Raw genomic sequence first — 14930 nt, 5'->3', positions numbered from 1 at the left:
ACCGGAGGAAAGGAAACCATGGAGCAGTACGAACTCGACGCCGTCAAGCGGATCACCACGCGGCCGGCGCGTGCCTACCGGACCCTGGCGGTGCGGGGCCTGACCCCGGTCATCGGCGCCGAGGTCACCGGCCTCGACCTGACCCGTGAACTCACCGACGAGCAGCTCACCGAGCTGAAGACGGCCTTCCTGGACCACCACGTCCTGGTGTTCCGCGACCAGGACATCTCGGTCGAGGACCACAAGCGCCTCGCCGCGGCCTTCGGCGAGCTGCGCCCGGTCAACCCGCCGCCCGAGCACGGTGACCCGTACATCCTCGAGGTCGCGACCGCGCCGGAGTCGGCCACCGTCTTCGGCAACGGCTGGCACGCCGACGGCACGGCCGACGAAGAGCCGTCCCTGGGCTCGATGCTCCACATCACGCGGATGCCCGAGCCGGGCAGCGGCGGCGACACGCTGTTCGCGAACATGCACCTGGCCTACGACATGCTGTCGCCGAAGCTCAAGGAACTCCTGACCAGGCTGACCGCGATCCACGACGGCGCGCACGCCTTCCGCGGCCACAAGATCCCGGACGGCTACGAGCCGCCGGTGAGCGAGCACCCGGTCGTCGTGCGGCACCCGGAAACCGACCGGCCGCTGCTGTACGTCAACCCGGCCTACACCTCGCGCATCCCGCAGCTGTCGGCCGACGAGAGCCAGGCCGTGCTCGACCTGCTGTTCTCGGTCGTGCCGAACCGGCCGATGCTCGCCTGCCGGGTGCGGTGGGAGCCGGACACGCTGGTGTTCTGGGACAACCGCTGCGTCCAGCACCACGCGACCTACGACTACTACCCGCACACCCGCTTCGGCCACCGCGTCGCCATCAACGGCGGCCCGCTCAAAGGCTGAGAGGGAGCTCTCGATGTCGTCCGAACCCGTGGTGGACGTGCGCGATCCGGCCGTCCTCGACGACCCGATGCGCGGTTACGACCGCATCCTCGCCGCGGCACCGGTCTGCCGGGCCCGCCTGCCGAACGGCGAAGAGGGCTGGCTGGTGACCGGTAGCGCCGAAGTCCGGGCCGTGCTGGCGGATCCGGCCGTGCGCAACGACCCGGCGGGTCTGCCGGGTCAGGGTGCGCAGACGCAGGAGGAGACGTTCCTCGCGCTGGGCACGCCGCGGGAACACCTGCCGTACCTGCGCGCGAGCCTGCTGAGCCTCGACGGCGCCGAACACACGCGGCTGCGGCGCAGCATCAGCCACGCGTTCGGCGCGGCGCGGGTCGCCACGCTGCGCCCGCGGGTGCAGCAGATCGCCGGCGAACTGCTCGACGGGCTCGGCGAGACGGCGAACCTGCTCGACGAGTACGCCTACCCGCTGGCCATGGCGGTGGTGTGCGAACTGGTCGGGGTGCCCGAGAGGGACTGGGCGGACTGGTGGCGCTGGGGCAAGGTCCTCGTCGACGGCGACCCGGCGTCGATCACGCCGACGCTGACCGCGATGTTCGCCTACTGCCACGACCTGGTGGACCGCCGCCGCGCCGAGCCGCGGGACGACCTGCTCAGCGAGATCGTCGCCCAGGACGACCTGACCGACGTCGACGCGGTGGCCCTGGTCGTGTTCCTGGTGCTGGCCGGTCACGAGACGATGGCGAACATGCTGGCCAACGCGGCGCTCGCGCTGATGCGCGACCCCGCCCAGCGGGAGCTGCTGCGCGGCGAGCCGGAGCTGTGGCCGGCGGCGGTGCGCGAGCTGGTCCGCACGGACGGCCCGGTCCAGCTGGCCCGCTTGCGGTACGCGGCGACCGATCTGGAGGTCGGTGGCGTGCGGATCAAGGCGGGGGACGCGGTGCAGGCGGTGCTCGGCGCCGCCAACCGGGACCCGGCCCAGTTCGCGTACCCGCACGCCGCGGACGTGCGGTGGCAGGCCGAGCACGGGGGCCGGGAAGGGAACGTCGGATTCGGCTGGGGGCCGCACTTCTGCCTCGGCGTGGCGCTGGCGAAGCTGGAGGCGGAGGTCGCGTTGCGGAGCTTGTTCGAGCGCTTCCCGGACGTCGAGCCGATCGGGGAAGAGGCGTGGGTGCCGCTGCCGCGGGCCCGGCACCGGGTCGCCGTGGAGGTGCGGCTGCGGTGAACGCCCCGGACGTTTCGGTCATCCTGCCGTGCGCCGGGCTGGGAACGCGGTTCGGCGCGCCGTACGCGAAGGAACTGCACTGCCTGGCGCCCGGGGTCACCGTGCTCGACCGCAGCCTGGAGGCCGTGGTGGAGCTGGTGAAGAGCGGGCTCGGCGTGCGCGTGGTCGTCGTGATCGGCCCGCACAAGCTGGACACCGTGAAGTACCTGGCGCGCTACGCCGGGACCTTCCAGCTGGTCTTCGTCTACCAGGACGACGTGGCCGCGCCGGGGCTCGACGGGGCGATCCGGTGCGCCCTGCCGCTGACGTGCGGGCCGGTGGCGCTGGTGCTGCCCGACATCGTCGTCAGCAGCGTGGACAGCCTGCTCGGCGCGCTGCGGCAGACGGACGTCGCGGGCTGGAGCGTGGTGGCCGCCGAAGAGCGGGATCCCGTGGTGCTGCGGCAGATGGGCGCGCTGGCGGTGGCCGGCGGGGACGGCGTCGTGACCGTCGAGGCCGCCGCGGAGAAGCCGGCCGACCCGTCGGGCTTCAACGCGCTCTGGGGCATGGTGGCGGTCACCGCGGACCAGGCCCACCGGCTGCCGGACGTCGCGCGGCGGGACGCGGACAGCCCCCTGGCCGGGGCGCGCGCCCTGATGGTGGCGCGGATCGTCAACTACAACACCACCGAGGGATGAGCATGCTCGACGACGTGATGGCGGCGCTGGACACCGTCCTGCCCCGGCTGGCCGCGGTCACCGGCACGCCCGGCGTCGCCGTCGCGGTGGCGACCAGCGACGACCTGCGGACGGCCGCGACCGGGTTCGCGGACCTGGCCGCACGCACGCCGATGACCGCCGGGACGGTCGCGCCGGCGGGCTCGCTCACCAAACCCGTCACCGGCCTGGCGTTCCTGCAGCTCGTCGAGGCGGGGCTGGCCGGGCTGGACACGCCGGTCGACCAGGTGCTGCCCGCGGGACTGCGCGGTCCCGGCGCGGCGCCCGTCACCACCGCCATGCTGGCCGCCCACCAGGGCGGCTACACCAGCGACATCGTCACCGCGGTCGCGCCGACCGCGCCGGCCGAGCCGATCCTCGACTACGTCCGGCGCCGGCACGAGACCGGCCGCGCCGTCGAGTACGGGGGGACGCGGCCGCTGGTGACGGCGCCGGGGTCCTATTCGTACTCCAGCTTCGGCGTCGGCGTGCTCGGCGGGGTCGTCGAGCACCTGGCCGGTGAGCCGTACGCCGCCCGCGTCGCCCGGGAAGTGTTCGCGCCGGCCGGGATGGCCGACACGAGCGTCGGCGAGGGGAACCCCGGCGGCGCCACCGGGTACGCGGCGTTCGGCGACTGGTGCGTGCCGAGCCCGCCGCTGCGCACCGCGGCCTCCCCCGGCGTCGGGATGCACACCAGTGCCGCCGATTTCGCGCGGCTGCTGCAATCCCTGCTGCGCACCGCCCGGGGCGACCGCGGGCTGGTCGGACCGGACTCGCTCGCGGCCATGGTGGCGCCGCGGGTCGAGCGCCCGAGCCCGCACGGCGTCCGCTCGTTCTCCGGCCTGACCCTCGAACTCGCCGATCCGGCGCTGGGCGAGGACTGGTGGTGGGGGCACACCGCGGCGTTCCCGTGGGGCTTCTGGTGGGAAGCGCGGGTCTGGCCGCACCGCGACCTCGCCGCGGTCGCGGTGGGCAACCGGTGGGACATGGCCCGGTTCCACAACCCCGCGACGCGCAGCGCGCCCGGGCTGGCCGTCGAGTGGGCGGGCCGCTGGGCGGTGTCCGGCGCGCCGGCGAAGCTCCCGGACATGGACGGGCGGCCGCGCTGGACCGGTCCCCGGCCCACGCCGGAGAGCTCGCACTGGATGGGCGTCCTGGTCGGCGAACGCACCCACGGCCTGCTCGGCGTGCCCGGCCCGCTGCCGGTGGCGGCGCTGACCGCCGGCGCGCGTTCCCTGGGCGAGGGAGACACCGAGGGCTGGGACGCCGACGCGTTCGGGCGCGGCGTGGAGCAGGCCCGCGCGGTGGCGCCGGACCCGGCCGCGCTCGGGGCGCTGGGCCGGGAGCTGGGCCCGGCGGCGGCGCTGTGGATGCTGGAGTGCGGGGCGGCGAGTGCCGACGTCACGATGCCGGTCGGCTTCTACGCCGGGACACCGCGGTGACGCGGGTCCTGCTGTCGACGTACGGCACGCGCGGCGACGTCGAACCGCTGGTGGCCCTCGCGGTCGAGCTCCGGGCGCTCGGCGCGGACGTGCGGATGGGCACCCCGCCGGACGAGGAGTTCGCGGACCGGCTGGCCGGTCTCGGGATCGAGCAGGTGCCGATCGGGCCGCCGGTGCGGGCGTTGATGGGCGCAACTCCCGCGGAACTGACCCGGTACCGCGCCGAGCTGCTCGAGACGCAGTTCGCCGTTCTGCCCGAGGCGGCCGAGGACTGCGACGCGGTGGTGGCGGCCGGCTTGGCGCAGGTCGCCGCGCGGTCGGTGGCCGAAGCCGCGGGCCGCCGCTACGTCTACGTGACGTATTCGGCGGTCAACCTGCCGTCGCCGCACCACGCGCCGCCGCCGCGGCCGGGCTGGCCGGAGCCGCCGGGGCTGGACAACCCGGCGCGGTGGGCGTTGGACGCCCAGCGGGTCGACGCGCAATTCCGCGAGCCGCTCGACACCCACCGGGCCGCGCTGGGCCTGCCGCCGGTGGCCGGCGTCCGCGACCACGTCTACTCGGACCGGCCGTGGCTGGCGGCGGACCCGGTGCTCGGGGCGGCCACCCCGGACCTCGAAGTGGTCCAGACCGGCGCGTGGACGTTGCCGGACGAGCGGCCGCTGCCGGCCGGGCTGGAGGAGTTCCTGGCGGCCGGGCCGCCGCCGGTCTACGTGGGCTTCGGCAGCATCACCCCGGCACCGGAGGTCGCCCGCTGGTCGGTGGCGGCCAGCCGGGCCCGCGGATACCGGGTGCTCGTCTCGCGCGGCTGGGCCGACCTGGCCGTGGACGGCTGTTTCGCCGTCGGCGACGTCAGCCACCAGCGCCTGTTCGGCCGGCTGGCGGCGGTGGTCCACCACGGCGGCGCGGGCACGACGCAGACGGCGGCCCGGGCGGGGGTGCCGCAGGTGGTGGTCCCGATCCGGCTGGCGGACAACCCGTACTGGGCGAGCCGGGTGGCGGCACACGGGGTCGGCACGGCCCTCGAGAACCCGACGGCCGAGTCCCTCGCCGCGGCGTTCGACACGGCGCTGGCCCCGGAGACCCGCGCCCGAGCGGCGGCCTTGGGAGCTCGGATCCGCACCGACGGGGCCAAGGCGGCAGCCCGGTTGCTCCTCGACGAGCTCGGCGCGGTGCGGCCGAACGGGTGATTCCCGGGTTCCGGCCTCAACCGGCCGGGAACGTCCGGAGTGGACGGTACGCACTGTTGCCGACAGCAGGAGGAAGCGTGCCGAAACTACTGACCCTTGCCGGAGCGGCGTTGCTCGCCGCCGTCGGGACCGTCGCCGTGGCCCCGGCCGCGTCGGCGCACGACGCGTACGCCGACATCGTCAACTGCAGCTACCAGGGCGCGATCCGCTGCGGCTACGGAGGCGTGACGAACGGCCACACCCGCGTGTACGCCTGCGACACGTTCGGCGACGGCTACGGCTTCCGCACGGAGTGGCGCACCCGCAGCGGCGGCGGGAGCGGCGTGGACGACGCCAACGGCAGCAGCTCGGGCTGCAGCGCCAAGGTCCCGGGCACCTCGGCCAACCCGGTGACCATCTTCCGCGTCTGCCAGAAGACACCCAATTGGCAGTGCTCGAACTGGCTGAACGCCTGAGCCCCAGCGGAAGTTGACCGTCCACAAGGGAATCCTCCGGCGGTCAGCGCTCCAAGCGGCCGGGATCCCCGGATTCGGGACGGCGCGCCAGCCAGGCCTCGGTGATGTGGTCGAACATCGCCTGCGCCGCGCCGTCCCCATCCCCGGCCGCGATCCGTTCGTAGACGCGCCGGTGCCCCTTGTTCGACGCCACGCACAGAGCCCGCTCGCTCGGCCCCACGTACCGGGCCGTGTTCACGACCTGGCTCTCCAGCGCCCGCACCACACCCCGGGCCAGCCGGTTGCCCGAGACCTGCATGATCGTGTCGTGGAAGGCGAGGTCCTGCTCGCGGTAGGCGGCGGGGTCGTCGACGAGCTCGTCCATGAGGTCCACCAGCTCGCCCAGCCGGGCGACCACCTCCGGGCCGGCGGTCCGGGCGGCGACCTGCGCCATGTCCGATTCGAGCAGGCGGCGCGTCACCACCAGGTCGTCGAGGACGGCCGAAGTCTCGTCCTCGGCGATCACCGCGGCCAGCACGAGTTCGTCGAGCATGTTCCACATCGACGCCGGGTTCACCACCGTGCCCGCGCCCTGACGGACTTGGACCAGGCCCTTCGCCTGCAGCAGCTTCACCGCCTCGCGGACGACGGTCCGGCTCACCGAGAAGCTCTCGCACAGCACCGGTTCGGCCGGCAGCGACGTGCCGGGCGGGTGGATCCCGCGCACCACGCGGCCCACGAGTTCGGCGGTGACCGCGCTCGCCAGGTTCGCGGGGCGGCGCACCCACTCGGGGGCGGCGGGTTGCCGGTCTGATGCCGTCATCGTTCCTCCGGTCGCACTGCGCCGACCTCCGCCGTACGCAGGTGAAGCTTACACAGCGCGCCCGTTGACGTCATACGTCATACGAGTTACGTTTTGCCGCACCGTGCCGGGCCACTCCCCGTCCGGCCACCGTCTGGAGAAGTGAGCAGCGATGAAGCAGCGCACACTATTCTCGGCCGCCCTGGCCGCGGCGTTGACGTTGACCGCCGGGTGCGGAAGTGCCGCCGGCCCGGCCGCCCCGTCCGGCGACGCGAGCGGCAAGCTCGTGGTCTGGGACTGGAAATCCGGCGACGCCAAGGCCGCGGGGTACGTCGCGAAGGCCAAGGCCGACTTCGCCAAGCAGCACCCCGGCGTCACCGTCGAGTTCGTGGCCCAGCCCTACGACCAGTACTACACCCTGCTCGGCGCGGCGATCCAGGCCAAGCGCGGGCCGGACGTCATGCTCTTCAACGGCGGCGGCCAGATCCGCGACCGGGTCGGCGACCTCGTCCCGCTGGACTCCTACGTCACCGACGACCGGTCGCGCCTGAGCGGCTGGGACGCCTTCGCCAAGGACGGCAAGGTCTACGCCGAGCCGGTCACCCTGCAGGGCCACCCGGTGTACTACGACAAGGACCTGTACCAAAAGGCCGGGCTGAACCCCGACGCCCCGCCCCGGACCTGGGAGCAGTTCGTCGGCGACTGCGGCACGATCTCGGCCAAGACCGGCGCGAAGTGCCTGGCGCTGGGCAACAAGGAGGGCGCCGGGATCCAGTTCTTCCTGTCGGCGCTGGGTTCGGCGAGCCTGACGCCGCAGGAGTACACCGACTGGATCGCCGGCAAGCGCGACTGGACCGCACCGGACGTCAAGCGGATCTTCGAGCTCTGGAAGCAGGCCGGCGACACCGGCCTGAACACCGACGGCGCCAACTCCACCGCGATGTTCAACGACGCCTTCGCGCTCTTCCAGTCCGGCAAGGCCGCGAACGTCATCGGCCTGATGTCCGACGTCGGGCACTGGAAGGACTTCGCCGAGTTCCTCGGGGCGGACAAGGTCGGCGTGATGACCGCGCCGCAGGTCAACCCGGCCGCCACGCCGAGCCTCCCGTACGACGGCGGCATCGGCTACGCGGTCGCGAAGGGGACCAAGGACCCCAAGCTGGCCGCGGACCTGGTCCGGTCGCTGAGCTCGACCGAAGCCCTGAAGTCCTTCTACGCCGACAGCGGCGCGATCGCCGCGGACACCTCGATCGACGTCTCGGCGGCCGGACCGGCCGTGGCGAAGATCGTCGCGGAGGTCAAGAACGGCAAGCCCGCCCTGCACGTCGCCCTCTCCTCGAAGACGCTCGACCTGATGGGCCGGCTCTCGCAGCAACTGCTGAGCGGGTCGGTCGGGGTCGACGACGTGCTGACGCAGCTGGCCGCGTCGGACAAGGGCTGAGGAGCGTGACCGGGTACTCCCCCGCTCCGGTGGTCCGGGCTCCGGCCCGGACCACCGGAGGACCCGTGCCGGCCCGGCGCGCCCCGCGCGGGACGAGGCTCGAGCGGTTCGCCCCGCTCGTGCTCGTCGCCCCGGCCGTGCTGGTCGTCCTCCTGCTCCGGCTGTGGCCGCTGCTGCTCGGCGTCAACTTCTCCTTCACCGGGGACGGCGACCGCAACGGCACGGCGGTCGGCTTCGACAACTACGCGGCGCTGTTCGCCGACCCGCTGTTCCGCACCGCGCTGCGCAACGTCGGGCTGCTCGTGCTGCTGCTGCCGGTCGCCGTCGCCATCCCCGGCCTGCTCGCCACCTTCATCCACCTGAAGGTGCCGGGCCACCGCGTCTACCGCGGCGTGTACTTCTTCCCGGCCGTGCTGTCCCCGGTGATCGTCGGGGCGATCTTCAACCTGCTGCTGGCCTTCGACGGGCCGGTCAACGCCCTGCTCGGCCTGATCGGTCTCGGCCCGGTGGACTGGCTCGGCAACCCGGATGTGGCGATCTTCGCCGTCGTCGGGGTGCACGTCTGGGCGACGTTCGGCATGGCGCTGGTCGTCTTCCTGGCCGGATTCTCCACTTTGGACGCTTCCCTGCTGGACGCGGCCAAAGTGGACGGTGCGTCGCTGCTGCAGACCATCCGGCACGTGATCGTCCCCGGCCTGTCCCGGACCATCCAGTTCGTCTTCGTCACCACCATGATCGGGATGCTGACCTCGATGTTCGGGCTGCTGTACGTGATGACCAGCGGCGGCCCGGCGGGCTCCACCTACCTGCCCGAGTACTACGTCTGGATCCAGCAGGGACAGCTGAACCAGCCCGCGCTCGCCTCCGCGGCGTCCACGGTGCTGTTCCTGATCATGCTGGTGGTCGGCCTGGCCCAGATCGGCATCCTGCGCCGCGCCGGAAGGGAGGACTGATGTCCGGTTCCCGGCTCACCAGGTGGCTCGCCGCCGTCCCGATGGCCGCGCTGGCCCTGGCGACGATCTACCCGCTGGTGTTCACCGCGAACGTCGCCATGAAGGACCGCCGCGAGTACACCCTCGACCGGTTCGCCCCCGCCGGGTCGCTGCGCTGGGACAACATCGCCCGGGCGTGGACGAGCGTGGGGATGTCGCGGTACTTCCTCAACTCGGTCGTGGTCGTGGCGTGCTCGGTCGTGGTGCTCCTGCTGCTCGGGTCGATGGCCGGCTTCGCACTGGGGCGCCTGCGCTTCCGCGGGTCGTCCGTGGTGTTCCTGGGCATCCTCGCCGCATTGTTCGTGCCGTTCCAAGTGATCATGGTGCCGCTGGCCCGGATCATGGCGGGCACCGGGCTCATCGACACCTACCCGGGGCTGGTGCTGGCGTACGTGGCGCAGTTCCTGCCGTTCACGGTCTTCCTGATGACCAGCTTCTACTCGGCCGTGCCGGCGGAGATCGTCGACGCCGCCCGCGTCGACGGCACCACCCTCTACGGCGTCTACTGGCGGATCATGCTCCCGCTGGGGGCCCCGGCGCTGCTGTCGGTCGGGGTGCTCAACGCGCTCTTCTGCTGGAACGACGTCCTGATCTCCCTGCTGCTGATGCCGTCCGCGGAGCACCGGACGCTCATGGTCGGGGTGACCGCGCTGCGCGGGCAGTACTCGGCCGACATCCCGACGTTCGCCGCCGGTGTGCTGATCGCCGCGGTGCCGGTGCTGCTCGTCTACCTGTTCCTGCAACGCCAGATCGCCGACGGGGTCACCGCCGGGTCCACGAAGGGATGAAATGCGCATCACTGCTTTCCGGGCCCTCACGACCGTTCAGGACTGGGGCCGCCCGATCGGCGACGCCAACGGCGTCCACGCGGGCGGTCTCGTCCGGATGCCGCTCGTGGTCGTCGAAACGGACGAGGGTGTCACCGGTGTCGGGCTCGGTTCACACGTGCAGGCGGAAACCGTCTTCGCCGCGATCGAGGGCGAAGACCCGCGCGGCGTGACGGCGCTCTACGACCGGATGCTGCGGCGGACGTTCAAGGCGGGGCACGCCGGCGCGGTGTTCGGCACCATCGGCGCGTTCGACACGGCGTTGTGGGACATCAAGGCGCAGCTGGCGGGCGAGCCGCTCTGGCGGCTGCTCGGCGGGCGGGACCGGCGCGTGCCCGCGTACGCCTCGGGCCTCGACATCGCCTTGGACGACGACGAGCTGGCCGCGCTGTACCGGACGTACGCCGGCCACGGCCTGCGCGCGGCGAAGCTCAAGGGCGGCTTGGACATCGACCGCGACCGGCGCCGTCTGGGTCTGGTCCGCGACGTCCTCGCCGAGGCCGGCGGCGGCCGTCCGGGCCTGATGCTGGACGTCAACGAGAACTGGACGCGCAAGCAGGCGGTCCGGCACGTCGCCGAGCTGGAACGGACCCTCGACCTGACCTGGATCGAGGAGCCGGTGCGGCGCTGGGACGTCGACGGCCACGCGGCGGTCGGCCGCGGCATCCGCGCCTCGGTGGCGACCGGGGAGAACCTCACCGGGCTCGAACAGCACCGGCCCCTGATCGCGGCGGGAGCGGTGGACGTCGTCCAGACGGCGGCGGGCTGGGGCGTCACCCACTTCCTGCGGGTGGCGGCCCTGGCCCACGCCCACGACCTCCCGGTCAGCCCGATCGGGACGACCCCGATCGGCCTGGTCCACGCGGCGACGGCGGTGCCCAACCACCTGGTGACCGAGCTGCAGGACCTCCGCCCCCCGGTGGGCATCACCCTGGACGTGGAGGTCGGCGACGGGGCATTCCTCCTCGGCGACGGCCCCGGCCTGGGCATCCACCTCGACGAGGCGGCGATCGCGGCCGCCGGGCACCGGCTACCGGACCCGTCATCCGGCGGCTCCCACATCCGCCCGGACCGCGCGGGCTACCACCTGCTCCCGGCCTCCGGCAACGGCCACCGAACATCGGTCGAGCTCCCGTGATCGAAAGGCCGACACGGGTGTCGGCCCTTCGATCACGGCAGTGTCGGGTGGCGGTGGGACCAGCCCACCACCGGCTCCAGGGCCGACGACCTCGGCCTGGCCACGATCGCCGCGGCCCGTGGCCGCGAAGCCGCGCTCGGCACTGACGCGTACGCCGCTCAGCACCGCAACGGTCGCCGCTGAATCGAACACTGCCCGATACTGCCCTTCCGGTTGCCTGAAGGTGCGGAGCATCCTGCCCGTCTTCCGGTTGTGCCCCCGAGCTGCCGGCGGGAGCCTCGGTGGCAGAGGTGGTTCCCATGCACTGCAGGGAAGAGGATCACGGCACGCCACCGCGCACCCGGGCCGTCCGCGGAGGTGCCGGGCAGGAGCTCGCGGGCATCGCGCTTCTGCGCGCCGCGGGCAACGCCGCCATCGCCGGTGTGCTCGCACCGCGTGCCCTGCAACGCTTCGCCACGACCGACGTCGCCGACGTCCGGAGCCTGCAGATGGAGGAGTTCTCGCAGAATCTGGACCACACCTGGGCCGGTGTGGGCAAGAAGCTCGCCCGGCGGGACAGCATCCTCGCGGCGCGGGCGAAGCTCGTGAAGCCGGCCAGCCCCACCGCGGCGGCCCTCGGGCGGCTCCAGGCACGCTGGTCCGGGCTGCGCAAACTCCTCGCCGGGTCGTCGACGCCCGCAACGTCCGCGCTCCCCGGCACCATCGATGCCGACATCGCCGACGAAAAGTCGGATCTGAAAGGCTTGACGGCCAAGGCCGACAAGCCGGCCGCGGGCGAAGCGGCCGAGTTCCTCAAGACGCTGAGCAGGTTCCTCGCCGACCGGAAGAAACTCGATGACGAGGACACCGAGTTCCACCGGTTCGACGCGGATTTCACGGCCGCGGACGTCGACACCCTGGTCAAGGCGATCGCCGGCGGTTCGTTCCACGCCGCCGAGGTGAAGGCCATCACCGGCCAGGAGACCGGCGATCTGACCAACACCACCGTCGCCGGGATCACCCGCAAGAAGGCCGGCATCACCACGAAGGTGCCGAATCCCGGGACCTTCACCGGCCTCGGGCAGCACTCCACCGGATCCGCTGCGGAGGCGATCACCTGGGCCGCGGGGCAGGGGGTGACCATCCCGCCGAAGCCCGATCCCCGGACGGTGCCCGCCGAGTCGATCAAACTGACCGCGGCCTACCTCGGACGCGAAGCCGACTTGCTCGTCGGCGCCCTGCCGGCCCCGCACCCGTCCGGCGACGAGTTCAAGAAACTCGTGTTCGCCGCCTACAACGGCGGGCACTCGAACGTGGTCAAAGCGGCCAAGGAGTTCCAAGCGGCCCACCACGGCGCCGGGGCCACTCCCTACACGTGGAACGACATCAAGAAGAGCAAGCGTATCTCCGGACAGATGCGCGGCTACGTCGAAGGCGTCTCCGAACGACTGTCGTGACGCGCAGGCCGCTCAGCCGACCGGGAACTTGACGCCGGTCAGCTCCTCCGAAACCGTCCACAGCCGCTGCTGGGTGCGGACGTCGTAGGACTGCGGGCTCGAAGCGACCACCTCCGGGCGCCCGCGGTAGCCGCCGAGGCCGGCCGGGCCGTAGTACTGGCCGCCCAGGGCTGCGGGGTCCGTGGCCGCGCGCAACGTCGGGAGGGCGCCGCGCTCGGAGCTCTGGGTGAACAGCGGGGCCACCAACGGGAAGAGCGCGCGCAGCACCGCCGGGGAGTTGCGCATCAGCTCCGTGCGGGCCACGCCCGGGTGCGCCGCGATCGACGTCGTCGTCCCGTGCGGGGCGAGGCGGCGCTGCAGCTCGTAGGCGAACATCAGGTTGGCCAGCTTGGCCTGCCCGTACGCCGCGACGCGGTCGTAGGAGTTCTCCCACTGCAGGTCGTCGAAGTGGATTCCGGCGCGGATGCGGTGGGCGATGCTGGCGACCGTCACCACCCGGGAGCCCTCGACCGGCAGCAGCAGGTCCAGCAGCAGGCCGGTCAGCGCGAAGTGCCCGAGGTGGTTCGTGCCGAACTGCAGCTCGAAGCCCTCCCGGGTGGTCTGGCGCGGCGGGTACATCACCCCGGCGTTGTTGATCAGCAGGTCGATCTTCGGCAGCGTGGCGTGCAGATCGGCCGCGGCGGCCCGGATCGACTCCTGCGACGCCAGGTCCAGTGCCTGCACGGTGACGTCGGCATCCGCGCCGAGCCGGGCGGCCGCCTGCTTGCCCTTTTCGACGTCGCGGACGGCGAGCACCACCGTCGCGCCGCGCTCGGCCAGCACCTTCGCCGTGTCGAAGCCGAGGCCGGTGTTGGCGCCGGTGATCACGGCCACGCGGCCGCGCTGGCTGGGGACGTCGCGCTCGGTCCAGGTGTCGCTCATGGCAGTCCTCCTGCGTCGCGGCCCTTGCGGACCGTCGGTCTGTTATGACCCCGACGCTAAGGAACCGTCGGTCTATTGTCAAGAGACTGCCGGTCTCCAATCCGGCCGCGGGCGCGTTACGCTGATCTCATGACGTTCCAGCGGGCGCGCAGCGCGGAGCAGCGGGAGGAGCGGCGCCGCACCATCCTCGACACGGCGCTGAAGATGCTCGACGAGATGCCGGTGGCCGAGGTCAGCCTCAACGAGCTCAGCCGCCGGGTCGGCCTGGCCAAGTCGAACGTGCTGCGCTACTTCGAATCCCGCGAGGCCGTGCTGCTCGAACTGCTCGACCGCGCCCTGCGGGACTGGCTGGCCGAGGTGGCCGGCGAAGTGGCCGAAGGCGTCGACCCGGACCGCCCGGCGCAGGAGCGCGCCGAAGCGTTCGCGGCGGTGGTCGCCGGTTCACTGGCCCGCCGCACGGTGCTGTGCGACCTGATCGGCGCGCAGGCGGGGGTGCTGGAGCACAACGTGTCCACCGACGTCGTGGTGCGGTTCAAGAGGTCCGCCCTCGGCGGACTGGAGGAAATGGCCGAGCTGCTCGGCCGGTCCGTCCCCGAGGTCGGTACCGAGGCGGGACCGGTGTGCCTCCTGGCCATGATCCTGACCGGCGGGCTGTGGACGCACTGCCGCCCGTCACCCAGCGCCCGCGCGGCCTACGAAGCGGACCCGGCACTGGCCGCGCTGCACCTGGACCTGGCGCCGGCGCTGGAGCACGGGCTGGCGTTGCTGATCGCCGGCGCCATGGCCCGCAACGGCTGAGCCGCCGGACCCGCCTGGTCCGGACCTGTCGTCACAAATGCCGTGAAGCCTCCGCACGTCCGGGTGGTAGACCACGAAACGCCCGCGCCGCACCACGGCGGTGCCCGGCCCGGCAAAGGGGTTCCGCCATGTTCGTGCGTCGCTGCCTCGGAGCGCTCGGCACCCTCGCCGTCGCCGTCGGTTCGGCCGTCGCCGCCCCCACCGTCGCCGACGCGGCCGATTCCTGCTCCGCCTACACCAACCGCGCCGTCCTCGGGGGCTACGAACAGACGCTGACCTGTACCGGCAGCTCCTTCCGCGTGGTGGCCGGTCTCGGCACCACGCTGAGCGACGCAGCCGCCGAAGCCACTTCCTGGTGCAGGATCCCGCCATCGCCGCCCTGAAGTGCAGCTCCGCCAACGGCAGCAGCTCCGTGCTGGGCGGCTTCGGCGTGACCCTGCAGTGCACCGCCCCTTCCGGCCTCACCTTCCGGCAGGGCCTGGGCACCAAGCTCACCGACGCCGCCCACGAAGCGCACACCCTCGCGCAGATCTACGCGGGGACCGGCCAGCTGTGCTCCGACTACAGCTCGAGCCCGATCACCGGCGGGTTCAGCGTGACCCTCCAGTGCAACGCCCCGTCCGGCCTCTACTTCGTCACCGGCACCGGCACGAAGCTCACCGACGCCGCCGCGGCGGCCCGCGCGCTGATCCACCTCTGAGGGG

The 14930-nt window shown here is 72.7% G+C and carries 16 protein-coding genes; 14 read left to right on the top strand and 2 right to left on the bottom strand.

The window, feature by feature from the left end:
• The first annotated feature begins 18 nt into the window (after nucleotides 1-18).
• The 6 genes from H5965_RS12030 (at nucleotide 19) to H5965_RS12005 (ending at nucleotide 5892) form a co-directional block, all read left to right on the top strand.
• Nucleotides 19-891, top strand: coding sequence for a TauD/TfdA family dioxygenase (locus tag H5965_RS12030; RefSeq protein WP_310969728.1), 873 nt, complete (start codon nucleotides 19-21; stop codon nucleotides 889-891).
• 13 nt (nucleotides 892-904) lie between these two features.
• A complete protein-coding gene (locus tag H5965_RS12025; protein WP_310969727.1) occupies nucleotides 905-2113 on the top strand; it encodes a cytochrome P450 in 1209 nt (402 codons plus the stop codon).
• Entirely contained in the window at nucleotides 2110-2790 is a 681-nt protein-coding gene (locus H5965_RS12020; protein ID WP_310969726.1) for a hypothetical protein, read from the top strand. The genes H5965_RS12025 and H5965_RS12020 overlap by 4 nt, the downstream gene beginning before the upstream one ends.
• A 2-nt stretch (nucleotides 2791-2792) precedes the next feature.
• On the top strand, nucleotides 2793-4250 hold the full coding sequence (locus tag H5965_RS12015; protein ID WP_310970575.1) for a serine hydrolase domain-containing protein: 1458 nt from the start codon (nucleotides 2793-2795) through the stop codon (nucleotides 4248-4250).
• The gene (locus H5965_RS12010) at nucleotides 4247-5437 is read left to right on the top strand and encodes a glycosyltransferase (RefSeq protein ID WP_310969725.1); all 1191 of its coding nucleotides are present in this window, start codon (nucleotides 4247-4249) and stop codon (nucleotides 5435-5437) included. The genes H5965_RS12015 and H5965_RS12010 overlap by 4 nt, the downstream gene beginning before the upstream one ends.
• A 77-nt stretch (nucleotides 5438-5514) precedes the next feature.
• Nucleotides 5515-5892 (top strand): hypothetical protein, encoded by a 378-nt coding sequence (locus H5965_RS12005; RefSeq protein ID WP_310969724.1) that lies wholly within the window; start codon nucleotides 5515-5517, stop codon nucleotides 5890-5892.
• A gap of 43 nt (nucleotides 5893-5935) precedes the next feature.
• On the opposite strand, the gene H5965_RS12000 is transcribed toward H5965_RS12005, so the two are convergent.
• Nucleotides 5936-6694, bottom strand: a complete 759-nt coding sequence (locus tag H5965_RS12000) for a FadR/GntR family transcriptional regulator (protein WP_310969723.1) — start codon at nucleotides 6692-6694, stop codon at nucleotides 5936-5938.
• A gap of 151 nt (nucleotides 6695-6845) precedes the next feature.
• Here H5965_RS12000 and H5965_RS11995 point away from each other — a divergent pair, with 151 nt between their 5' ends.
• The 5 genes from H5965_RS11995 (at nucleotide 6846) to H5965_RS11975 (ending at nucleotide 12507) form a co-directional block, all read left to right on the top strand.
• Entirely contained in the window at nucleotides 6846-8114 is a 1269-nt protein-coding gene (locus H5965_RS11995; RefSeq protein ID WP_310969722.1) for an extracellular solute-binding protein, read from the top strand.
• 65 nt (nucleotides 8115-8179) lie between these two features.
• Nucleotides 8180-9067 (top strand): sugar ABC transporter permease, encoded by an 888-nt coding sequence (locus H5965_RS11990; RefSeq protein WP_310969721.1) that lies wholly within the window; start codon nucleotides 8180-8182, stop codon nucleotides 9065-9067.
• A complete protein-coding gene (locus H5965_RS11985) occupies nucleotides 9067-9894 on the top strand; it encodes a carbohydrate ABC transporter permease (RefSeq protein ID WP_310969720.1) in 828 nt (275 codons plus the stop codon). Before H5965_RS11990 ends, H5965_RS11985 begins: the two co-directional genes overlap by 1 nt.
• A gap of 1 nt (nucleotide 9895) precedes the next feature.
• Nucleotides 9896-11071 (top strand): mandelate racemase/muconate lactonizing enzyme family protein, encoded by a 1176-nt coding sequence (locus H5965_RS11980; protein WP_310969719.1) that lies wholly within the window; start codon nucleotides 9896-9898, stop codon nucleotides 11069-11071.
• A gap of 299 nt (nucleotides 11072-11370) precedes the next feature.
• Nucleotides 11371-12507, top strand: a complete 1137-nt coding sequence (locus H5965_RS11975) for a hypothetical protein (protein WP_310969718.1) — start codon at nucleotides 11371-11373, stop codon at nucleotides 12505-12507.
• Nucleotides 12508-12519: 12 nt separating this feature from the next.
• On the opposite strand, the gene H5965_RS11970 is transcribed toward H5965_RS11975, so the two are convergent.
• Nucleotides 12520-13428, bottom strand: a complete 909-nt coding sequence (locus H5965_RS11970; protein ID WP_310969717.1) for an SDR family NAD(P)-dependent oxidoreductase — start codon at nucleotides 13426-13428, stop codon at nucleotides 12520-12522.
• A 129-nt stretch (nucleotides 13429-13557) separates the two neighbouring features.
• On the opposite strand from H5965_RS11970, the gene H5965_RS11965 reads away from it, so the two are divergent.
• The 3 genes from H5965_RS11965 (at nucleotide 13558) to H5965_RS11955 (ending at nucleotide 14926) form a co-directional block, all read left to right on the top strand.
• Nucleotides 13558-14226, top strand: a complete 669-nt coding sequence (locus tag H5965_RS11965) for a TetR family transcriptional regulator (RefSeq protein ID WP_310969716.1) — start codon at nucleotides 13558-13560, stop codon at nucleotides 14224-14226.
• Nucleotides 14227-14354: 128 nt separating this feature from the next.
• On the top strand, nucleotides 14355-14609 hold the full coding sequence (locus tag H5965_RS11960; protein ID WP_310969715.1) for a hypothetical protein: 255 nt from the start codon (nucleotides 14355-14357) through the stop codon (nucleotides 14607-14609).
• Nucleotides 14582-14926 (top strand): hypothetical protein, encoded by a 345-nt coding sequence (locus tag H5965_RS11955; RefSeq protein ID WP_310969714.1) that lies wholly within the window; start codon nucleotides 14582-14584, stop codon nucleotides 14924-14926. The genes H5965_RS11960 and H5965_RS11955 overlap by 28 nt, the downstream gene beginning before the upstream one ends.
• Nucleotides 14927-14930: the final 4 nt, after the last annotated feature.

It is taken from the genome of Amycolatopsis sp. 505, assembly GCF_031625235.1.
Taxonomy (GTDB): domain Bacteria; phylum Actinomycetota; class Actinomycetes; order Mycobacteriales; family Pseudonocardiaceae; genus Amycolatopsis.
The sequence above is the reverse complement of the archived record's forward strand: the minus strand, read 5'-3'. Positions and strand labels throughout refer to the sequence as shown.